The sequence below is a fragment of the Pseudomonas tructae genome (genome assembly GCF_004214895.1).
Classification (GTDB): domain Bacteria; phylum Pseudomonadota; class Gammaproteobacteria; order Pseudomonadales; family Pseudomonadaceae; genus Aquipseudomonas; species Aquipseudomonas tructae.
Window position 1 is genome coordinate 5,369,075 of record NZ_CP035952.1, and the last position, 22,137, is coordinate 5,391,211.

Annotated in this window: 16 protein-coding genes and 1 tRNA gene; 3 read left to right on the top strand and 14 right to left on the bottom strand. The window is 62.4% G+C overall.

From position 1 onward, the window contains the following. Positions 1-5: 5 nt before the first annotated feature. Entirely contained in the window at positions 6-824 is an 819-nt protein-coding gene (locus tag EXN22_RS24635; RefSeq protein WP_130266497.1) for a helix-turn-helix domain-containing protein, read from the bottom strand. A gap of 175 nt (positions 825-999) precedes the next feature. On the opposite strand from EXN22_RS24635, the gene EXN22_RS24640 reads away from it, so the two are divergent. Continuing rightward, the gene (locus EXN22_RS24640; RefSeq protein WP_130266498.1) at positions 1,000-2,442 is read left to right on the top strand and encodes an alanine/glycine:cation symporter family protein; all 1,443 of its coding nucleotides are present in this window, start codon (positions 1,000-1,002) and stop codon (positions 2,440-2,442) included. A 1-nt stretch (position 2,443) separates the two neighbouring features. Further along, a complete protein-coding gene (locus tag EXN22_RS24645; protein WP_130266499.1) occupies positions 2,444-3,436 on the top strand; it encodes an asparaginase in 993 nt (330 codons plus the stop codon). Positions 3,437-3,441: 5 nt separating this feature from the next. Here EXN22_RS24645 and EXN22_RS24650 read toward each other — a convergent pair. From EXN22_RS24650 to EXN22_RS24700, 10 genes are all read right to left on the bottom strand, one after another. Continuing rightward, positions 3,442-3,537: transfer RNA gene (locus EXN22_RS24650), tRNA-Sec, on the bottom strand. Between the two features lie 9 nt (positions 3,538-3,546). Continuing rightward, the gene (gene selB / locus EXN22_RS24655; RefSeq protein WP_130266500.1) at positions 3,547-5,466 is read right to left on the bottom strand and encodes a selenocysteine-specific translation elongation factor; all 1,920 of its coding nucleotides are present in this window, start codon (positions 5,464-5,466) and stop codon (positions 3,547-3,549) included. Beyond that, positions 5,463-6,878, bottom strand: a complete 1,416-nt coding sequence (selA, locus tag EXN22_RS24660) for an L-seryl-tRNA(Sec) selenium transferase (protein ID WP_130266501.1) — start codon at positions 6,876-6,878, stop codon at positions 5,463-5,465. The genes selB and selA overlap by 4 nt, the downstream gene beginning before the upstream one ends. An 89-nt stretch (positions 6,879-6,967) precedes the next feature. Beyond that, positions 6,968-7,891, bottom strand: a complete 924-nt coding sequence (fdhE, locus tag EXN22_RS24665) for a formate dehydrogenase accessory protein FdhE (protein ID WP_130266502.1) — start codon at positions 7,889-7,891, stop codon at positions 6,968-6,970. A 4-nt stretch (positions 7,892-7,895) separates the two neighbouring features. Continuing rightward, positions 7,896-8,549 (bottom strand): formate dehydrogenase subunit gamma, encoded by a 654-nt coding sequence (locus tag EXN22_RS24670; RefSeq protein ID WP_130266503.1) that lies wholly within the window; start codon positions 8,547-8,549, stop codon positions 7,896-7,898. Beyond that, a complete protein-coding gene (fdxH, locus tag EXN22_RS24675; protein WP_130266504.1) occupies positions 8,546-9,496 on the bottom strand; it encodes a formate dehydrogenase subunit beta in 951 nt (316 codons plus the stop codon). The genes EXN22_RS24670 and fdxH overlap by 4 nt, the downstream gene beginning before the upstream one ends. Continuing rightward, positions 9,496-12,561 (bottom strand): formate dehydrogenase-N subunit alpha, encoded by a 3,066-nt coding sequence (gene fdnG, locus EXN22_RS24680; RefSeq protein ID WP_165392262.1) that lies wholly within the window; start codon positions 12,559-12,561, stop codon positions 9,496-9,498. The genes fdxH and fdnG overlap by 1 nt, the downstream gene beginning before the upstream one ends. A gap of 188 nt (positions 12,562-12,749) precedes the next feature. Beyond that, entirely contained in the window at positions 12,750-14,177 is a 1,428-nt protein-coding gene (locus tag EXN22_RS24690; protein WP_130266507.1) for a phosphatidylserine decarboxylase family protein, read from the bottom strand. 354 nt (positions 14,178-14,531) lie between these two features. Continuing rightward, positions 14,532-15,047 carry a single-stranded DNA-binding protein gene (locus tag EXN22_RS24695; RefSeq protein ID WP_130266508.1) on the bottom strand — a complete coding sequence of 172 codons (516 nt, stop codon included), beginning with the start codon at positions 15,045-15,047 and terminating at the stop codon, positions 14,532-14,534. 9 nt (positions 15,048-15,056) lie between these two features. Next, positions 15,057-16,451, bottom strand: a complete 1,395-nt coding sequence (locus tag EXN22_RS24700) for an MFS transporter (protein WP_130266509.1) — start codon at positions 16,449-16,451, stop codon at positions 15,057-15,059. 129 nt (positions 16,452-16,580) lie between these two features. Here EXN22_RS24700 and uvrA point away from each other — a divergent pair, with 129 nt between their 5' ends. Then, positions 16,581-19,415: an excinuclease ABC subunit UvrA gene (gene uvrA, locus EXN22_RS24705; protein ID WP_130266510.1), complete on the top strand. Its 2,835-nt coding sequence runs from the start codon at positions 16,581-16,583 to the stop codon at positions 19,413-19,415. A 59-nt stretch (positions 19,416-19,474) separates the two neighbouring features. Here the strand turns inward: uvrA and bfr are convergent, their stop codons facing one another. The 3 genes from bfr to rplQ all read right to left on the bottom strand — a co-directional run bounded on the left by bfr (position 19,475) and on the right by rplQ (position 22,104). Beyond that, a complete protein-coding gene (gene bfr, locus EXN22_RS24710; RefSeq protein WP_130266511.1) occupies positions 19,475-19,939 on the bottom strand; it encodes a bacterioferritin in 465 nt (154 codons plus the stop codon). Positions 19,940-20,094: 155 nt separating this feature from the next. Continuing rightward, complete coding sequence (locus tag EXN22_RS24715) at positions 20,095-21,543, bottom strand: catalase (protein ID WP_130266512.1); 1,449 nt, start codon at positions 21,541-21,543, stop codon at positions 20,095-20,097. 174 nt (positions 21,544-21,717) lie between these two features. Next, positions 21,718-22,104, bottom strand: coding sequence for a 50S ribosomal protein L17 (gene rplQ, locus EXN22_RS24720; protein ID WP_043192543.1), 387 nt, complete (start codon positions 22,102-22,104; stop codon positions 21,718-21,720). Between the last annotated feature and the right edge of the window lie 33 nt (positions 22,105-22,137).

Here is a 22,137-nt window from a genome sequence, read left to right on the forward strand (position 1 = left end):
CACCGTTACTCAATCTCGAACAGGCCGTTGCGGATCGGCCCGGCACTCAGACGTTCACGCACATCGTCGTCGATGCGCGGGTCATCCGGACGGTACAGCTTGACCTGCCGGTAAGCGCTGATGCGGTTGATTTCGGTGCCCAGGTATTCCCACACCACCCGGGTGCACGCCGGGGTCCGCCGGTCGCCACTGGAAACCCCGGTTTTCAGGCCATTGAGGCGAGTGATGCGGCTCTTGAAGCTGGGGATGAGGATGGTCTGGCTCATCTCATTGACGGTCAGCGATTCGTAGTCGAGCAGGAACAGGCGGTCCTGCAACTGGAACGCCGCACCCAGGTAACGGCAACGCACCCAGTCTTCAGCCTGCACGTCGGCGCTGCTGGAACGCTCCTGGCGCTCCTGACGTTCGAACAGAAAAGCTCCGCGCTCTTCACGCAAGTGCACCAGCGACAGCAGGATCGAGCCCGGCACCGACATGCAGTTGGAATACTCGAAGTAGTAACCGCAGTAACGCGACAGGTTGCCGGCATGCTCGCGCAGCGGGCGCAGCAGTTCGGCCAGCGGGTCGGCCTGATTGATCGCGATGTTCGCCGCGCTGCGAGCGCCGATCAGGCGGGCGAACTGCTCGGGCGGCAAACCCAGTTCGTAATCCTCGACGCCGAAGAAATCGCCAATGCGCTTGAGGTTGTAGGCCGTCGGCTGGCTCTGCCCGCTCAGGTACTTGTTGAACTGCGCGCGATTGATCGACAGCTGCCGGCAAACTTCCGAAATAGAGCGGTAGTGGCTGCAGGCAAGCTTGAGGTTGGTGCCGAGATTTTCGCTCATGTGAGCCGTTCCAGGTGATGCGACAGGCGCCACTTTAGCATCAAGTCGCATCAACTGAGAGCAACCCGCGAAATTGTAACCATTCTTGTCATAACCAACCATGCGCCCCACGGATACGGCGCATCGACGCCGGCCTGTCGTCTTTCATGCGAAAAATAAGAATCGAGGTCATTTCATGCTCGAAGCGCTCAACGATTTCCTCTCGGGGAAACTCCTCATCGTGCTTATCGTCGGACTCGGCAGCTATTTCACCCTGCGCTCCCGTTTCGTCCAGTTCCGCCATTTCAGCCACATGTTCACCGTCTTCAAGGAATCCCTGCACGGCCAGGCTGGCCAGCTGAGTTCGTTCCAGGCCCTGATGCTGAGCCTGGCCGGCCGCGTGGGTGCCGGTAACATCGCCGGTGTCGGCATTGCCGTAACCCTCGGCGGCCCGGGCGCGGTGTTCTGGATGTGGGTCACTGCCCTGGTCGGCATGTCCAGCAGCTTCTTCGAGTGCACCCTGGCCCAAGTCTACAAGCGTAGCGACGGTGACGGCCTGTACCGTGGCGGCCCGGCCTACTACATCCAGCACGGTCTGAAGCTCAAGACCATGGCGGTGGTGTTCTCCATCCTGTTGCTGGTGACCTACGGCTTTGCCTTCAACGGCCTGCAGTCCTACACCGTTACCCACTCGCTGCAGAACGCCTTCGGCTTCGACCCGAGCCACACCGGGATCGCCCTGGCAGTGCTGCTGGCGATCGTGTTCCTGGGCGGCATCAAGCGCATCGCTGCGGTGTCCGACCTGCTGGTACCGGTCAAGACCCTGGCCTACATCGGCGTGACCCTGTACGTGATCGGCAGCCAGATCGAACATGTGCCGGCCATGCTCGAAACCATCTTCAAGAGCGCTTTCGGCCTCGACCCCGCGTTCGCTGGCCTGCTCGGCAGCGCCATCGTCATGGGCGTCAAGCGCGGCGTATTTGCCAACGAAGCGGGCCTGGGCAGTGCGCCCAACGTCGCCGCCGTCGCTGCGGTCAAGCACCCGGGTGCCCAGGGCGTGGTCCAGGCGTTCAGCGTGTTCCTCGACACCTTCGTCATCTGCACCTGCACCGCACTGCTGATCCTGCTGTCCGGCGTCTACACCCCAGGCTTCGAAGGTGACGGCATCGTCCTGACCCAGAACTCCCTGGCCGCTGTGGTCGGTGACTGGGGTCGCCTGTTCGTCAGCGTGGCACTGTCGCTGTTCGTCTTCACCTGCATTCTCTACAACTACTACCTGGGCGAAACCAGTCTGCAGTTCCTCAGCCGCAACCGCCTGGTGCTGCTGGGCTACCGCGCCCTGGTGCTGGCACTGATCGTCTGGGGCTCGGTGCAGAACCTGTCCACCGTGTTCGCCTTCGCCGACATCACCATGACCTGCCTGGCCTTCGTCAACCTGATCGCCCTGGCCCTGTTGTTCAAGGTTGGCCTGCGGGTGATGCGCGACTACGACGAGCAACGCCGCGCCGGCATTGCCCAGCCTGTGTTCGACGCCTCGCGCTTCGCCGACCTGGACCTTGATCCCGAAGCCTGGCCGGTGGCCCCGCGCGGCGAGACCAAGGTTGACGCCAACGTCGCTGCCGCGCAGACCCAGAGCTGACATGCGCACCGTCAACAACCTGCTGATCCTCTACACCGGCGGCACCATCGGCATGCTGCAAACGCCGCAAGGCCTGGCGCCAGCCGGTGGTTTCGAGGCCCGCATGCGTGCCCACCTGGAACAACAGGTGCAAGCACCGGCGATCCACTGGCAACTGCGCGAGCTGCAGCCGCTGATCGACAGCGCCAACATGCAGCAGAGCAACTGGCTGGCCATGCGCGAGGCCATTGTCGAGGCGGTGGAGCGTGATGGCCACGACGGCATCCTCTTGCTGCATGGCACCGACACCCTGGCCTACAGCGCCGCGGCCCTGTCGTTCCTGCTGCTCGGCCTGCCGGTGCCGGTGTTGTTGACCGGGTCGATGCTGCCAGCCGGCGCGCCGCACAGCGATGCCTGGGACAACCTCTGCGGTGCCCTGCAGTTGATGGCCACGGGTATCGAAAATGGCGTGCAGCTGTATTTCCACGGCCAGCTGCTGCACGGTGCACGCGCCTCCAAGCTGCGCAGCGAGGCGTTCGACGCCTTCGCCGTGCTGGACCGGGAGCGCACGGGGCAACGGCACGTGTCGATCCCGGCCAGCCTGGATTACCGCCAGCCACGGCACGCGGTCAACCTGGCGGTGTTGCCCGTGTTTCCCGGGCTGCAGGTCGGCCATCTGCGCGGCCTGCTCGCCAGTGGCGTGCAGGGCTTGCTGCTGGAGTGCTACGGCAGCGGCACCGGGCCGTCGGACGATCAGGAGCTGCTCGACGCCTTGCACGACGCTCGCCAGGGTGGCGTGCTGATTGCCGCCATCAGCCAATGCCCGGAGGGTGCGGTGCACTTCGACACCTACGCGGCCGGCAGCCGTTTGCGTGACAGTGGCCTGGTCAGTGCCGGTGGCATGACCCGCGAAGCGGCGCTGGGCAAGATGTTTGCCCTGCTCGGGGCCGGGTTGGATGTGCATGCGGCGCAGCACTGGTTCGCCCTGGACCTGTGCGGCGAACGCGCGCAGTAAGAAAGTGGCGGAAGGCAGCGGGAGTCGAACCTGCCCGGGAACGGCTGCCGTCCCCAACCGGGTTTGAAGCCCGGCCGCGCCACCGGGCGCGATTGCCTTCCTTGAATGGACTACTGCCCAGGCGCTTGCGCCAGGGCATTGTCGGCGCGAACCTGGCGCCGATCACCGATGCGCCGGGTCAGGCCAATACGGTCGAAGTACTCGAGCACCTGCACACTGCGCTTGCGCCCAATCCCCAGGACGTCACGAAACGCCGCGACCTGCACCACCGGATCGTCGCTGGCCAGCTGCAAGAGCATAGCCGCCATTTGTCGGATCGTGGCCTCAGGGTAGAACAGATCACGCACCACCTGGTGTACCTGCCCCATGCGTCCAAGCTTGCGCAGCAGCAAGCGTACTTCGGCTTCATCGGCGCTTACTGAACGGGCCAGATCACGTACCCAGGGCGGATCAAACGTGCCCTCTTCCAGCAAAGGGCTCAGTTGGCTCCACAGCTGGGCGTCAGCATCACTCAAGCGAATCCGGTGTTCGGGCAGATGCAGCCAGGGCCCGCTGCTGAGCAAGCTGCCGCTGGCCAGCAACTCATCCACCAGGCTGATGAATGCCGGCCGCTCAAGTGCCAGGGCGACGAAGCGACGCAAGCGATCGCGGTCTGGGCCGAGCTGATCCGGCTCCTGCTGGTGAAACCGCGCCAGCCCCTCCAGCACCGTGGCCTGCAGATTGAGCCAATGCTCATCGGTGAACAGCAGCGGGCCCTGGCGGGTGGCAATCACCTGGACATTGGCGGGCAACTGCCAACTGCTGCGCAGGCGGTTGAACTGGCGCTCCAGGCGCCGCGGATCGAGCCCAAGCGCGTCGTTGGCAAGCAACGCCGGCAAGGCCTTCTCCAGGCTGTCGCTGGCTGCCAATGCCTGCAACTGGGCGATGCGTGTTTCGCTGCGACGCTGACGGGCAGGCGCAAAGGGGTCAAGCACACGGCCACCCCCGAGCGTGCGCTGAGCGCGCTGATCACGCAGCACCAGCCGATCACCATGCACCGCCTGCAAGGGAGCATTGGTCAGCAACTGGGCGAACATGCGCCCGCCCGGCTGCAACTGCTCGCCTTGCAACAAGGCTACACGGGCGCTGACATCCTGGGTGCCCAGGTGCACGTGCACCGGGCTGAAATGGGTGAAGGCGTGCAGTTCACTGGCCAGCAGTTGCAATTCGATATCCAGGCGCTGGGTCGGTGCGTGCAGCCACTCGGCGAGCAGCCAGTCGCCACGGTGAATCTGCTCCAGTTGCAGGCGCTCGGCACTGATGTTCAAGGCTACCCGCTGCCCGGCATGGGCCTGGGCAACTGCCTGGCTCTGGGCATGCAGACCACGCACCCGCACCGGCTTGCCGGCCTTGCCCAGCAGCAAGCTGTCGCCCAGTTGCACTTGCCCATCCAGCGCCGTACCGGTGACCACGATGCCGGCACCGGCAACCGCGAACGCACGGTCGATGGCCAGGCGAAAGCCGCCCTGACTGCTGCGCTGACTGACCTCGCCCAGGGCCGCCAGCAAGGCCAGACGCAACGGCTCGATACCCTCGCCGGTCACGCTGGAAACCACGAACTGCGCCGCCCCTGCATAAGGCCCGGGGGCCAGCAGCCCGCTGACCTGGGCTTGTACCTCCTGTACCCGCTGCGGCTCGACCCGATCACACTTGCTGATCACCACCAGGGCGCGCGGGATGCCCAGCAACTCAACGATGGCCAGGTGCTCGCGGGTCTGCGGCATCTCCCCGTCGTCAGCAGCGACCACCAGCAGCACCAGGTCTATGCCCTGGGCCCCAGCAAGCATGTTGTGGATAAAACGCTCATGGCCGGGCACATCGATAAAGCCGGTGAGCGGTGCGCCAATGCTCAGGGCTGCGTAGCGATAACCCAGGTCGATGGTCATGCCGCGTTCACGCTCCTCCCGGCGCTGGTCACCCGCCTGGCCGGTCAGGGCTTGGAGCAAGGCGGTCTTGCCGTGGTCGATATGCCCGGCAGTACCGACAATCACACCTGCACCTGTGGCAACTGCGCCAGCCACGCGGCTTCGTCATCCAGCTGACGCAGGTCCAGCCACAGGGCATCGTCATCAATGCGCCCGAGCACTGGAATCGGCAGGGCCCGCAGCGCCGCTTCCAAAGCGTGCAAGGAACGCCCGCGCAGGCGTTTGGACACCTGCGCACGCATACACAACGCCGCGCTGGGCAAGCGCGCCACCGGCTGGCTGCCACTGCCGATCATGCCCAGTGCACGCTCAGCACTGACCGTCCACTGTTCGCCCAACTGATGGGCCAACGCCGGCAACAAGCGCTCGGCCTGCTGGAGGATGTCGGCCTGCGGCCGGGTCAGCAGGCGCAGGCTGGGCAGGTGCTCGGCCAGTTGGTCGGGATTACGGTACAACCCCAGCACGGCTTCCAGCGCCGCGAGGGTCAGCTTGTCGACCCGCAAGGCGCGTTTGAGCGGGTTCTTCTTGATCCGCGCAATCAAGTCCTTGCGCCCGACGATAATGCCGGCCTGGGGCCCGCCCAGCAGTTTGTCGCCGCTGAAGGTGACGATATCGGCGCCATCTGCCAAGGCCTGACGCACAGTAGGCTCGGCCGGCAAGCCCCAGCGGGTGAGGTCGAGCAGGCTGCCGCTGCCCAGGTCCTCCAGCAAGGGTAAATCATGGCGATGAGCCAACTGTGCCAACTCAGCAGTCGGCACCTGGGTGGTGAAACCCTGAATGCTGTAGTTGCTGCAATGCACGCGCATCAACAGGCCGCTGCGGGGGCTGATTGCCGCTTCGTAATCGCGGGCGTGGGTACGGTTGGTGGTGCCCACTTCATGCAGCTTGACCCCGGCGCGGGCCATGATGTCGGGGATGCGAAAAGCGCCACCAATCTCGATCAGCTCACCGCGCGAGATGATCCCCTCCTTGCGTGCGCCCAGGCTGTTGAGCGCCAGCAGCACCGCAGCGGCGTTGTTGTTGACCACGGTGACGGCTTCGGCCCCGGTGAGCTCGCGGATCAGGCCCTCGATCAGGTCGTCACGGTCGCCGCGCTTGCCGCTGGCCAAATCGAATTCGAGGTTGAGCGGGTAGCGGGCGGCCCGTTGCACGGCGTCGATGGCTTGCTCGGGGAGCAAGGCCCGCCCAAGGTTGGTGTGCAGCACCGTGCCAGTAAGGTTGAACACCCGCCGGACCTGGCTGCGGTGCTGGGCAATCAGGCGTTCGCCCGCACGGCCAAGCAGCACAGGGGCAGCCAGCTCCGCTGCGGCCAGACGACCAAGCCTGGCGTCGTCGCGCAGGTCATCGAGTAGCTGACGCAGGCTGGCCAGGACCGCGTCGCGGCCGTAACGCTCGATCAGCGGGAGGCTGGCAGGATGACGCAACAGGGTATCGATGGAGGGCAGGCGGGTCGGGAGTTTGGCGAGGCTGGACGGCATTCAGAAAATTACCTTCGACAGGGACGACCTTGCGGGAGCGGGCTTGCCCCGCGATGCGGACAACACAGAAGGTGAGTGTAGACCCGATCTCACTCCCCTCCCGGCGCCAGCAACAGGTTCGGCGCCAGGCGCTCAAAGCCTTCCTGGTCCAGGCGCATATCCAGCACCAGGCTGGCCAGGTCTGCCGACAGCGCTTCAGCATCGGCGTCGTTTTCCAGGTAAATGTGCTTGAGGTAGGTGTTGCAGCCCGGGCAGCATTCAGCCTGCAGCGGCGCCTTGGCGCTGGGGTAACGATCGGTCTGCAGGCTCACATACCTGAGGTCCTTGCTCTGCTCGCAATACACGCACTTGACCCGCACCACATGCCATTCACAGGCACACAGCGAACACACCAGGTAACGCAGGCCGTTGTACTTGCCACGATGGCGGATAACCCCGGCCATGGCCGGCGAACCGCAGGCCGGGCAGTGGCACAGGCTGTCCGCCGCTTTCAGTTCGACGCCCTGCAGGCTCAGCAGCCAATGGCTCCAGGCTGCCTGCAACGCCGCGCCGAGAAATGGCACCAGTGCTGCAGGTACCAGGCTGTACTGCCCGGTCAGCAATGCAATTGCCCACAACGTGCGCTGCTCGTCCGGAGCACGCTGCAGTTGATCAACCGCATTCGCCACCGCACCCATCGAAGCCGGATAACGCTGCAACAATGCCTGCAGATAAGCCTGCCAATGCCCTTTACGCACCAGGCTGTCAGCCGCCAGCGGCGGCAAGCCATGCTCGACACACAGGCGCTGACGCTCGGTGTCGCTTGGGGCTGCAGCCGGCGGCTGGTCCAGCAGGCTCTGTTGCACCTGGCACAAGCCGGCCAGCAGCCGCAGATAGTCCGCCAGCGGGTTGCCCTCGGCCAGTATCTCCAGACGCTGCGCACGCAGGGCGAACAGGGTCTTCGGTGGCAGGTACAGAAACGGCGGCGTGCCAGCCGCTGCTTCGATCTGCCCGGGTTCAAGAAGCGTACTCAAGCGCTCATCCTTTCTTGTTGATCGGAGGCTCGGCGGGTTTATCGCCGGTCACCTGCCGATACCACAGTTCATGGTGTTTTTTCGCCCAGGCGCGGCTGACCCAGCCATGCAGCATGGCGCTGAGCGAACCCTTGATCCAGATCCCGGCATAGATGTGAACGATGATGCTCAGCACCAGCACGAACGCCGCCAGAGCATGCAGCAAGGTCGCCAGGCGAATCGAGCCGATAGTGAAGTAGCTGCTGAAATAGGCACGCCAGATCACCACCCCGCTGATCAGCAGCACCAGCATGCACAGCAGCAAGGTCCAGAACAGCAGCTTCTGCCCGGGGTTGTACTTGCCGATTGGTGGTACGCCCTGCTCTTCGTTGCGCATCACCCGGTCGATGCGTTTGAGCCACAGGCGGTCGTTGGCGATGAAGTAATTCGCCCGCCAGAAACGCAGCACCAGGCCAACAAAGAACACGAACATCAACACCCCCATGAAGGGATGCAGAATGCGCGTCCACGGCCCGCCGCCGAACAGATGGCTGAGCCAGAACAGCGCCGGATGAAACAGCGCCAGCCCCGACAATGCCGCCAGGATGAACAGGATTGCCACCAGCCAGTGATTGGTCCGCTCGTTGGCGTTGTAGCGCAGGATAGGTTTGTCGCTCATGGCCGTTGCTCCCCTTGTCCACCCGGCCGGCTCGGGTCATAGACATGCACCGCCGGGTCGACCACCTGCACGCTGGTATCCGGCGGACTGGGGTGTTCGTCCTCCTCGACCCGCTGCGGGCCGATGCGTACATAGTGGAAGAACCCGGCCAGCACCGCCGCGCCCATGGCCAGCAGCGCCAGCGGTTTGCTCACACCCTTCCACAAGCCCACCAACGGGCTGATAACCGGCTGGTCCGGCAGGCCGGCATACAAGCGCGGCGTGTCGGCGTGGTGTAGCACGTACATGACGTGAGTGCCACCGACCCCATCGGGGTCATACAAACCGGCGTTATCGAAACCGCGCGACTTGAGGTCGACGATGCGCTCGGCGGCGTGTTCCTTCATGTCCTGCTTGCTGCCAAAGACGATGGCACCGGTCGGGCAGGTTTTCACGCAGGCCGGCTCCAGCCCCACCGACACTCGGTCGGAACACAGGGTGCACTTGTAGGCCTTGTGGTCCTTCTGGGAAATCCGCGGGATATTGAACGGGCAGCCGGTAATGCAGTAACCGCAGCCAATGCAGTGGTCCTGGTTGAAGTCGACGATACCGTTGGCATGCTTGATGATCGCCCCCGGGCTCGGGCAGGCCTTCAGGCAACCAGGATCGGCGCAGTGCATGCAGCCGTCCTTGCGGATCAGCCACTCCAGGTTGCCGTCGCCGGTCTCGTGCTCGGTAAAGCGCATCAGGGTCCAGCTTTCGGCACTCAAGTCCTGGGGATTGTCGTAGGTGCCGTGGTTATGACCCACCTCGTCGCGCAGCTCGTTCCATTCCGAACAGGCCACCTGGCAAGCCTTGCAACCAATGCACTTGGTGGTGTCGATCAGCTTGGCCACCTCCTCCAGCTGGCGGATCGACGAGGGCGGCGTGGTGGTGGCCGAACGGGCAATGATGTCTTGGCTAGCCATCAGATTTTCTCCACGTTGACCAGGAACGACTTCGATTCCGGCGTCTGGGTATTGCCGTCACCGAGGAACGGCACCAGGGTGTTGGTCAGGTAACCGTGACGGGTACTGCCGGTGAAGCCCCAGTGCAGCGGAATGCCGACCTGATGCACGGTCTGGTTGTTCACCTGCAGCGGCCGGATCCGCTTGGTCACCACCGCCACCGCCTCGATATGCCCGCGCTTGCAACTGACCCGCACGCGGTCACCGGCGACGATGCCCTTCTCCTGCGCCAGCACTTCGCCAATTTCGACAAACTGCTCGGGCTGGACAATGGCGTTGAGCTTGCAGTGCTTGCTCCAGAAGTGGAAATGCTCGGTCAGCCGGTAGCTGGTGGCTGCGTAGGGGAAGTCCTTGGCCTGGCCCAGGGTTTCCCACACCGAGTCGAAGATCCGCCCGGCCGGGTTGCTGGTCGCCTGCTTGTTGTTCGGGTGCAGCGGGTTGATGCCGATCGGCGTTTCGAAGGGCTCGTAGTGCTCGGGGAACGGGCCTTCGGCCATCTTGTCGACGGCAAAGAAGCGCGCCACCCCTTCCGGGTTCATGATGAACGGGTTCATGCCAGCCTCCGGCGGCACGTCCGCTTTGTAGTCCGGGGTGTCGGTGCCGCCCCAGGTTTTACCGTTCCACCACACCAGGCGCTTGTTCGGGTCCCACGGTTTGCCTTGCGGGTCGGCCGAGGCGCGGTTGTAGAGAATCCGTCGGTTGGCCGGCCAGGCCCAGGCCCAGCCGAGGTTCTGCTTCATGCCGAACGGATCGCTGTTATCGCGCCGGGCCATCTGGTTGCCCTGTTCGGTCCAGCTGCCACAGAAGATCCAGCAACCGGACGCGGTACTGCCATCGTCCTTGAGCTGGGCAAAGGCGGACAGTTGCTGGCCGGCCTTGACCGTGGCACCACTGGCATCGGTAAGGTCGCTGACCGCGTTGCCGTTGAGCTCCCTGGCCAACTCTTCCGGCGAGGGCTCATCGGCCACCTTGTAGGGCCAGCTGAGGTTCAGCAACGGTTCGGCAAACGCGCCGCCTTCGGCCTGATAGCGCTTGCGCAGGCGCAGGAACAGCTCGCTCATGATGCGCACGTCGGTGCGGGTTTCACCCGGGCCGTCGGCGCCCTTCCAGTGCCATTGCAACCAGCGGCTGCTGTTGACCAGCGAGCCGTCCTCCTCGGCAAAGCAGGTGGTGGGCAAGCGGATGACTTCGGTATGGATATCGGCGCTGCGCACATCGTTGAAAGGCCCGACGTTGCGCCAGAACTCCGAGGTTTCGGTGGCCAGCGGGTCCATGACCACCAGCCACTTGAGCTTGCTCAGGGCGGCGCTGACACGATTCTTGTCCGGCAACGCAGCAATCGGGTTGAAGCCCTGGCACATGTAGCCGTTGACCTTGCCCTGGCCCATCAGGTCGAACATCTTCAGCACGTCGTAGCCGGGGATATCCAGCTTCGGCAGCCAGTCATAGCCCCAATGGTTCTCAAAGCTGGCGTTAGCGCCATACCAGGCTTTCATCAGGCTGACATGGAACTTGCCGTAGTTCTGCCAGTACGACAGTTGCCCCGGCCGCAACGGCTTGAGCGCCCGCTTGGCGATGTAGGCGTCGTAATCCTGCTCGGCATCGCCCGGCAGGGTCAGGTAGCCCGGCAAGGAGTTGGACAGCAGGCCCAGGTCGGTCAGGCCCTGGATGTTGGAGTGCCCGCGCAGGGCGTTTACGCCGCCCCCGGGCATGCCGACGTTGCCCAGCAACAGTTGCACCATGGCGGCACTGCGGATGATCTGCGCACCGATCGAATGCTGGGTCCAGCCCAAGGCATAGAGGATCGTCATGGTCTTGCCCGGTTGCGAGCAGGTGGCGATCTCTTCCCAGATCTTCAGCATGCGCTCCTGCGGCATGCCGCAGGTCATGCTGGCCAGTTCCGCGGTGTAGCGGCTGTAGTGCAGCTTCATCAACTGGTAGACACAGCGCGGGTCCTGCAGGGTTGGGTCGACTTTGGCAAAGCCGTCCTCATCCAGCTCGTAGCCCCAGCCGGACTTGTCGGTGTAGCTGCGCTTGGCTGCGTCATAGCCGCTGAACAGGCCGTCCTCGAAACCGAAGCCGGCTTTGACGATAAACGACACGTCGGTGTAGTTGCGCACGTACTCGTGCTGGATCTTGTCGTTGCTCAGCAGGTAATTGATCAGGCCGCCCATGAAGGCGATATCGCTACCGGTACGGATCGGTGCGTAGTAATCGGCCACCGAAGCCGTCCGGGTAAAACGCGGGTCGACCACGATCAGCCGGGCCTTGTTGTGGGCCTTGGCTTCGGTCACCCATTTGAAACCGCACGGGTGCGCTTCTGCTGCGTTGCCACCCATCACCAGGATCAGATTCGCGTTGGCGATATCGGTCCAGTGGTTGGTCATGGCACCACGGCCGTACGTCGGGGCAAGACTTGCCACCGTCGGGCCATGTCAGACACGCGCTTGGTTATCGAACCCCAGCATGCCCAGGCTGCGAATGACCTTGTGAGTCAGGTAACCGGCTTCGCTGGACGCCGCCGATGCCGCCAGAAAGCCGGTGGTCAGCCAACGGTTGACCGTCTGGCCCTGGGCGTTCTTCTCGATGAAGTTGGCATCGCGGTCGGTCTTGACCAGATCGGCGATACGGTCCAGCGCCTCATCCCAGGATACCCGCGTCCACTCGCTGCTACCCGGCTTGCGCACCTGCGGGTAGTGCAGGCGGCTGGGGCTGTGGATAAAGTCGAGCAGGCCGGCACCTTTCGGGCACAGGGTGCCGCGGTTCACCGGGTGATCGGCGTCGCCTTCGATATGGATGATGTTCTGCGCAACATTCTTGCCACCATCACCCTGGCTGTACAGGATCAGGCCACAGCCGACCGAGCAGTAGGGGCAGGTGTTGCGGGTCTCGATGGTACGCGCCAGCTTGAAGTGGCGCACCTGCTCGGCGAAGGCGGGTGTCGGGGCCATGCCCAACGTCGCCAGGCTCGAGCCTCCAAGGCCTACCGCTGCGACCTTGAAGAACTGCCGACGGTTGAGATCCATCGTGCACTCCTGATCAGGTGGTGGACGCGCGGGACGTTGCCGGCGTCTCTTGAACGATCACGGTGGCGGCAAAATGGATGGCCGCCAATGGATACTCTAGCCAAGATTGCGCAAAACGCTGGAGAAATGCTGCCTGGCAGGCAAGAACGCCGACACGATTGCGCCGGCGCCCCATGCTCGCAACCTGCCTATTTAGCCCTCGGTTGCCTCAGCGCCGTGGCGATCACACTGCCCATTTTTGTGGGTTGTGGATCGTTCTGATGTTGCACGGCGTCGATGGCCCACTGCTCAAGACGCACTCGGTCGCGCTGGAACACCATCATGTGGGTCGATCCACCGAACTCGAAGTGACCGATCTCGGTTCCACGGCTGATGCTGACCGGCGCAGCGCCCTCGCCGACGATGAACTGCGGCTCAATCACGCAGGTCGAGACCTCGACCATGCCGATGCAGATCAATGCGACATAGCCACACGCTGGGTGTTCGAAAATAAAGATCGCGCGGGCAGCAACATGGCCAAGATAGGGTTGCGATTCAGTGCCCTCCCAGGTACCCGTGCCCTCGCCTTGCCCGGGACGCTGCGCAAAGTAGGTACCGGGCTGCACCCATGAACGCACCAGCTTGCCATCCAGCGGCGCATTCCAACGGTGATAGTGAGTGGCCGAGAGAAATCCCTGATAAATCTGCCCACCCTTGAAGTGCTCCGCCCACTGCGCCCGGCCCGCAAAGATGTCGAGCAGAGAGTAGTTCACGTCCTTGATCCAGAAGTCGGTCTCGAACGCGAGGTCATTCTCGTACTGCCATGGCGTGGTCTCGCAGCCAATGTTGATCTGAGTCGCGGGGTCACCCTGAAACGGACGGGCGCCGGGCACGAACTTGCGGATGAAAAACGAGTTCCAGGAGTCAAACCCGTACCCTGGCTTGGTCGGATCGCATTCCATTTCATTCCAGACCCCGGCGTCCCAGGCAGCTTTCGATATCCACGAGCCCGCTTTTTCGGGGTCGTCGATGTCCAGCTTGTCGAGCGAGTCGGCGCTCTTGAGAAACGCGTTCCATGCGTCCAGGACCTTCTTGAACTGGAGGTTGAAGGTCGTGTCGTGGAACAAGGCAACGCCCGCCTCGGTCGCCATTGAAACGGCCAGGAAGCCATTCATCGGCGTACCGACCTGGGCCGTCGCGTTAAACGAAGAAGAAGTGGTGACGATCTCGTTGAGAATCTCGAAGAAGCTGTCGTAGCTTTTGATCCAGACCGTGTCGCCGTCCTCGTCCTTGATCTGCTCAAGGGTCGCCTCATCCAGGGTCAGGACATAGGCGTTGGCCTGCTCGATCATCGAATTGACCCACATGCGGTAGACACTGTGCTCTGTCACCCAGGCCTTGAACTCGGTGACCTGCGGGCGCATCGGGGTAAGCGTGCCGGCCCTCTTCTTTTGCGCAATATAGTCGCGCAACGGCACCAGGAACTTGGCAGTCGCCCACACCCGGTTGGGTACCCAGAAGCCCATCTGGATGGGCCCGGCATTATCCAGGGTGAGCAGGTTCGCCGCGGTGCCTTCCACGCGGCGCGGCTTGGCGGATTGCTTGAGGGATGAGATCTGGCTATCGAATTGAGTCATTTCTTAGTCCTTTAGAGTGACGTAACTCATGCACATCGCCTGCGGGCAACGCACAGAGTCGCTATTCCAGACTGCGTTTTTGCAACGCCCAGCGCTTATCACAGCTTCATGGCTGCTCGAGACTCGACAGGAGGGGGCGCTGCAGCGGTATGCAACCGCTTGGTAAATGTAGTCGCCAGGGGGGAAAAAGCCGAAATAGCAGGGCTAAACGTCGGACAATAAGGTGCGATCCGACCAAAGGTGCCGGCGAGACCAGTAACAGGGAAGGAAGGGCGAGATTTGGCGTTCAATAAAAAAGCGAAGCCAATTCAATGGCTTCGCTCTTAGTGTTTACAGTTCTGAAAAAGCTGCGAATCAGAACGGAATATCGTCATCGAAGCTGTCGAAGTCCGGAGCCGGCTGCGGTGCGGCCTGCTGTGGCGCAGGGCGCTGTTGCGGCGCCGACTGCTGTGGACGCGGAGCCTGCTGACGCGGCGCCTGGTTGTAGTTGTTGCCACCTTGCTGCTGCGAGCCGTCCTGGTTCTGCGGACGGCCGCCGAGCAGTTGCATGGTGCCCTGCATGTCGACGACGATTTCAGTGGTGTAACGCTTGATGCCGTCTTTTTCCCACTCGCGGGTCTGCAGCTTGCCTTCGATGTAGACCTGCGAGCCTTTGCGCAGGTACTCACCGGCAATTTCCGCAACCTTGCCGAACATCGAGACGCGGTGCCATTCGGTTTTTTCAACCTTCTGGCCGGTCTGCTTGTCGGTCCACTGCTCGCTGGTGGCCAGGCTCAGGTTGGTCACGGCGTTACCGTTGGGCAGGTAGCGGACTTCGGGATCTTGACCGCAAGTACCGACCAGAATGACTTTGTTAACCCCACGGGCCATAACGTTCTCCTAGGCTTCGCACGCTTCGGAGGCCGGGTTTACCAGGCGCTCCAGGGTCGTACGATCCAAAATTTGTGTATCAAGTTTGATATAGATGGCGGCTTCATCGGCCACCACCACTGCGTCGGTCACACCCGGGACGGCCATCAGCCGCTCGGTCAGCCCCGCTTCGCGTACCGCCTCGGCCGATAACGGCATGCGCAGGCTGGTCACGTACGGCGGTTCACGCATGCTCAGCGCCACGACCCACCACAGGGCACACAACGCCGCGCAGCCAAGGAACACCGTGCTCAGGCCTCCGTGCTGGAACAACCAGCCACCGAGAATTCCTCCCAGCGCGGCACCCAGGAACTGGCTGGTGGAGTACACCCCCATGGCCGTGCCCTTGCCGCCGGCGGGCGACACCTTGCTGACCAGTGAAGGCAAGGATGCCTCCAGCAGGTTGAAGGCGGTGAAGAATATCACGGTGCCGATCACCAGTTCGTGCAAGTTGTCTGCTGACAGCCAGAAGAATAGCTCGGTCAGCATCAACACACTGACCGCGCCCAGCAGGACACGTTTCATCTTGCGCTTTTTTTCGCCGTAGATGATGAACGGGATCATTGCAAAGAATGAAATCAGCAAGGCGGTCAGGTACACCCACCAGTGCTCTTCCTTGGGCAGGCCGCCACGCTCGACGAAGGCCAGCGGCAAGGCGATGAAACTGGCCATCAAAATGGCATGCAGGACGAAGATGCCCACGTCCAGGCGCAACAGGTCGGGGTGGCGCAGGGTCGGCATCAGCGCCTGCTTGGCGACGCCCGACTCGCGGTGCTGCAGGGCGCCGTGAGAGGCCGGCACCACGAATGCGATAATGGCGAGACCGACCACGGCCATGGCTGCGGTGGCCAGGAACAGCCCGGACAGGCCAAAGGCACGGGTCAGCAACGGGCCGACCACCATGGCCACGGCAAACGACAAACCGATGCTCATGCCGATCATGGCCATGGCCTTGGTTCGGTGCTGTTCGCGGGTCAGGTCCGAGAGCAAGGCCATGACCGCCGCAGAAATCGCCCCGGCGCCTTGCAGGATACGCCCTGCGATCACGCCCCAGATCGAGTCGGCCTGGGCCGCCAGTACGCTGCCCAGGGCAAAGATCACCAGGCCCAGGTAGATCACCGGGCGGCGGCCGATGCGATCGGAGATCACCCCGAACGGAATCTGCAGGAATGCCTGGGTCAGGCCATAGGCACCAATGGCCAGGCCGATCAGAGCCGGAGTGGCACCAGCCAGGTCCATGCCATAGGTCGCCAGTACCGGCAGGACCATGAACATGCCCAGCATACGGAAGGCGAACACCAGGGCCAGGCCGCCTGCGGCGCGGGTCTCGCTGCCACTCATGCGTTCGCTGTGGGGATCGTGCATGGATAAACCTCGTGTGAACCGGCGGCGATTCTACCAGTCCCATCGCTTAACGGCATATACGCGACGCTTTGCCGCGTAATGGCATGGAGCCGTATACTCAACCGTTTATGCCCGCCGAGCGAGGCCGCAGTGGACAAGATCCTGATTCGTGGGGCACGCACCCACAACCTGAAGAACATCGACCTGACCCTGCCGCGGGACAAGTTGATCGTCATCACCGGCCTGTCCGGTTCCGGCAAGTCGTCCCTGGCCTTCGATACCCTGTACGCCGAAGGCCAGCGCCGTTACGTCGAATCCCTGTCGGCCTATGCCCGGCAGTTCCTGTCGATGATGGAAAAGCCCGATGTCGACACCATCGAAGGTTTGTCACCGGCAATTTCCATCGAACAGAAGTCGACCTCGCACAACCCGCGTTCGACCGTCGGCACCATCACCGAGATCTACGACTACCTGCGCCTGCTCTACGCCCGCGTCGGTACCCCGCGCTGTCCGGACCACGACATCCCGCTGGAAGCTCAGACCGTCAGCCAGATGGTCGATCTGGTACTGGCCCAGCCCGAAGGCAGCAAACTGATGCTGCTGGCACCGGTGATTCGCGAGCGCAAGGGTGAGCACCTGGCGGTGTTCGAAGAACTGCGCGCCCAGGGCTTCGTCCGTGCCCGGGTCAACGGCAAGTTGTTCGAACTCGATGAACTGCCCAAGCTGGACAAGCAGAAAAAACACACCATCGAAGTGGTCGTCGACCGTTTCAAGGTGCGCGACGACCTGCAGCAACGCCTGGCCGAATCGTTCGAGACCGCCCTCAAGCTGGCCGACGGCATCGCCCTGGTCGCCTCGATGGATGACGAGCCGTTCGAGGAAATGATCTTCTCCGCCCGCTTCGCCTGCCCCATCTGCGGCCATGCGATCAGCGAACTGGAACCCAAGCTGTTCTCCTTCAACAACCCGGCTGGCGCCTGCCCGACCTGCGACGGCCTGGGGGTCAAGCAGTTCTTCGATATCAAGCGCCTGGTCAACGGCGAACTGACCCTGGCCGAAGGCGCGATCCGCGGCTGGGACCGGCGCAACGTCTACTACTTCCAGATGCTCGGCTCGCTGGCCGCGCATTACGACTTCAGCCTCGAGATCCCTTTCGGCGAACTGCCGGCCGAGCAGCAGAAGATCATCCTCCACGGCAGCGGCAAGCAGAACGTCGACTTCAAGTACCTCAACGATCGTGGCGACATCGTCAAACGCTCGCACCCATTTGAAGGCATCGTGCCGAACCTGGAACGCCGCTACCGCGAAACCGAATCGGCGACCGTGCGTGAAGAACTGGCCAAGTTCCTCAGCACCCAGCCCTGCCCGGATTGCCGCGGCACCCGCCTGCGCCGCGAAGCACGGCACGTATGGGTCGGCGAGAAGACCCTGCCGGCGGTCACCTGCCTGCCGATTGGCGATGCCAGCGGTTACTTCGGCGGCCTGAAGCTGACGGGGCGACGTGGCGAGATTGCCGACAAGATTCTCAAGGAAATCTGCGAGCGTCTGCAGTTCCTGGTCAACGTCGGCCTCGACTACCTGACCCTCGACCGCAGTGCCGACACCCTCTCGGGCGGTGAAGCCCAGCGCATCCGCCTGGCCAGCCAGATCGGCGCCGGCCTGGTTGGGGTCATGTACATCCTCGACGAGCCGTCCATCGGCCTGCACCAGCGCGACAACGACCGTCTGCTCGGTACTCTCAATCACCTGCGCGACATTGGCAACACGGTAATCGTGGTCGAGCACGATGAGGACGCCATTCGCCTGGCCGACTACGTGGTCGACATCGGCCCTGGGGCCGGTGTGCACGGCGGGCAGATCGTCGCCGAAGGCACTCCGGCCCAGGTCATGGCTCACCCTGACTCACTGACCGGCAAGTACCTGTCCGGCCGGGTCAAGATTGCCGTGCCGGCCAAACGTACGCCACGCAACAAGAAGCTCTCGCTCAAGCTCAAGGGCGCACGGGGCAACAACCTGCAGAACGTCGACCTGGAAATCCCGATCGGCCTGCTGACCTGCGTGACCGGTGTGTCGGGCTCGGGCAAGTCGACGCTGATCAACAATACCCTGTTCCCGCTCAGCGCTACCGCCCTCAACGGTGCCAGCACCCTGGAAGCAGCGGCGCATGATAGCTGCGACGGCCTGCAGCACCTGGACAAGGTGGTCGACATCGACCAGAGCCCGATCGGCCGCACCCCGCGTTCGAACCCGGCGACCTATACCGGCCTGTTCACACCTATCCGCGAACTGTTCTCCGGCGTCCCGGAGTCGCGCTCGCGTGGCTACGGCCCGGGCCGGTTCTCGTTCAACGTCAAGGGTGGGCGCTGCGAGGCGTGCCAGGGCGATGGCCTGATCAAGGTCGAGATGCACTTTCTGCCGGACATCTACGTGCCGTGCGATGTGTGCAAGAGCAAGCGCTACAACCGCGAAACCCTGGAGATCAAGTACAAGGGCAAGAACATCCACGAAGTCCTGGAAATGACCATCGAGGAAGCCCGCGAGTTCTTCGACGCAGTACCCGCGCTGGCGCGCAAGCTGCAGACGCTGATGGACGTCGGCCTGTCCTACATCAAGCTCGGACAGTCGGCGACCACCCTATCGGGAGGCGAGGCGCAGCGGGTCAAGTTGTCACGCGAGCTGTCCAAGCGCGACACCGGCAAGACCCTGTACATCCTCGACGAACCGACCACCGGTTTGCACTTCGCTGATATCCAGCAGTTGCTCGATGTGCTGCACCGTCTGCGCGACCACGGCAACACAGTGGTGGTGATCGAGCACAACCTGGACGTGATCAAGACCGCCGACTGGATCGTCGACCTGGGCCCCGAGGGCGGCTCCAAGGGCGGGCAGATCATCGGCTTTGGTACGCCGGAAGAGGTGGCCGAGATGAAACAGTCGTATACCGGCTACTACCTCAAGCCGTTGCTGGAGCGCGATCGCGCCTGATGTACGACAGCCCCAAACAAAAAGCCCCGCATTGGCGGGGCTTTTTTTGTTCTGGGAAATTACATCTGCGACTGCAGGTAGTTTTCCAGGCCGATCGACTTGATCAGGCCCTGCTGTTTTTCCAGCCAGTAGGTGTGATCTTCTTCAGTGTCGGCCAGTTGCACACGCAGGATGTCACGGCTGATGTAGTCCTTGTGCAGCTCGCACAGCTCAATGCCTTTGCACAGCGCAGCGCGCACCTTGTACTCAAGGCGCAGGTCGGCGGCAATCATGTCCGGCACGGTGGTGCCGACGTCCAGGTCGTCAGGACGCATGCGCGGGGTGCCTTCGAGCATGAGGATACGGCGCATCAGGGCATCGGCGTGTTGCGCCTCTTCTTCCATTTCGTGGTTGATACGCTCGAAGAGCTTGCTCAAGCCCCAGTCTTCGTACATCCGCGAGTGAATGAAATATTGGTCACGTGCCGCCAGTTCGCCCGTCAGCAACGTGTTGAGATAATCGATTACGTCCGGGTGACCTTGCATCGCCCTGCCTCTCCCTGTGTGAAAGTCATAGTTTGAACCAGGATGACCGGAAGGTCACTGAGAATTGGGCAAAAACGTGCAAAAAAGTAGGTAAACGGTAGTGATATTCATTGAAAAACCGCCCAAATGAGGGCGGTTCTTCTTATCACTTCGAGTTAGGCGAGATTTATGCCCAAAGCCTTGGCAATCCCTTCGCCATAGGCCTGATCGGCCTTGAAGAAGTGCTGCAACTGACGCTGGACCACATCCGTAGAAACCCCGGCCATGGCCCCCGCGATGTTGCCGATCAGCAGTGCCTTCTGCTGCGGATTCATCAGGCGGAACAGCGCGCCGGCGTGGCTGTAGTAATCGGTGTCTTCGCGGTGATCGTAACGATCGGCGACACCGTTCAGGGCCAATGGCGGCTCGGCGTACTGCGGGGCTTGCTTTGGCGCACTGGCGTAGCTGTTGGGCTCATAGTTGGGTGCCGCGCCGCCGTTGCTGCCAAAGGCCATCGAACCATCACGCTGGTAGCTGTTCACCGGGCTGCGGGGGGCGTTTACCGGCAGTTGCTGGTGGTTGGTACCGACACGGTAGCGGTGCGCGTCTGCGTAAGCGAATACGCGGCCCTGGAGCATGCGGTCCGGCGACAGGCCAACACCTGGCACCATATTGCTCGGACCGAACGCCGCTTGCTCGACTTCAGCGAAGTAATTCAGCGGGTTGCGGTTGAGCTCCAGTTCGCCAATCTCGATCAGCGGATAGTCCTTTTGCGACCAGGTCTTGGTCACATCGAACGGATTCTCGTCGCGGCTGGCAGCTTCTTCTTCGCTCATCAGCTGGATGCATACGGCCCATTTCGGGAAATCGCCACGTTCGATCGCCTCGAACAGGTCGCGCTGGGCGTAGTCCGGGTCGGTGCCCGCCAGGCGCGCAGCCTCCGCAGGCGCCAGGTTCTTGATGCCCTGTTTGGTCTTGAAGTGCCACTTGACCCAGGTACGCTGCCCTTCGGCGCTGATCAGGCTGTAGGTGTGGCTACCAAAGCCGTGCATATGCCGGTAGCCGTCCGGGATGCCCCGGTCAGAAAACAGAATGGTGACCTGGTGCAAGGCTTCAGGTGAATGCGACCAGAAGTCCCACATCATCTGCGCACTCTTGAGGTTACTTTGCGGCAGGCGCTTCTGGGTGTGGATAAAGTCCGGGAATTTCAGCGGATCACGAATGAAGAACACCGGGGTGTTGTTGCCAACGATGTCCCAGTTGCCTTCCTCGGTATAGAACTTCAGGGCAAAACCACGCGGATCACGCTCGGTATCGGCCGAACCACGCTCGCCACCCACAGTGGAGAAGCGCAGGAAGGTCTCGGTTTGCTTGCCAACGCTACTGAACAGCTTGGCACAGCTGTACTGGGTAATATCGCGGGTGACAGTGAAGGTGCCGTAGGCGCCCGAGCCTTTGGCGTGCACACGGCGTTCAGGGATGTTCTCGCGGTTGAAGTGCGCGAGCTTTTCGATCAGGTGGAAATCATCCAGCAGCAACGGGCCTCGCGGGCCTGCCGAACGCGAATTCTGGTTGTCAGCGACCGGCGCTCCGCTGGCGGTGGTCAGTATTTTATTCTGGCTCATGGTCTCTCTCCCTATCAGTCTTGAACGGCCGGCTAATCGGCTTGGGAAGGAGTATTGACCACAACTATGACAACAACAAATTCATTAACTGACTCATATCAATAGATTATTACAATACATGCAGACACAAAAAACCGGGCGCTAGGCCCGGTTCCTTGTTACAGACTGTTCGCCTTACTCAGCAGCTTCAACCGAGCCACCGACAGGACGATCAACCAGCTCGACGTACGCCATAGGTGCGTTATCGCCAGCGCGGAAGCCGCACTTGAGGATACGCAGGTAGCCGCCCTGACGGGTGGCATAGCGCTTGCCCAGATCGTTGAACAGCTTACCGACCATTTCTTTCGAACGAGTACGGTCGAAAGCCAGACGACGGTTAGCTACGCTGTCTACCTTGGCCAGAGTGATCAGCGGCTCGGCAACGCGGCGCAGTTCTTTGGCTTTTGGCAGAGTAGTTTTGATCAGCTCGTGCTCGAACAGCGACACCGCCATGTTCTGGAACATAGCCTTACGGTGAGAGCTGGTACGGCTCAGGTGACGTCCACTTTTACGATGACGCATGGGTTCATTCCTTACCAAACACTACGTTCGGTG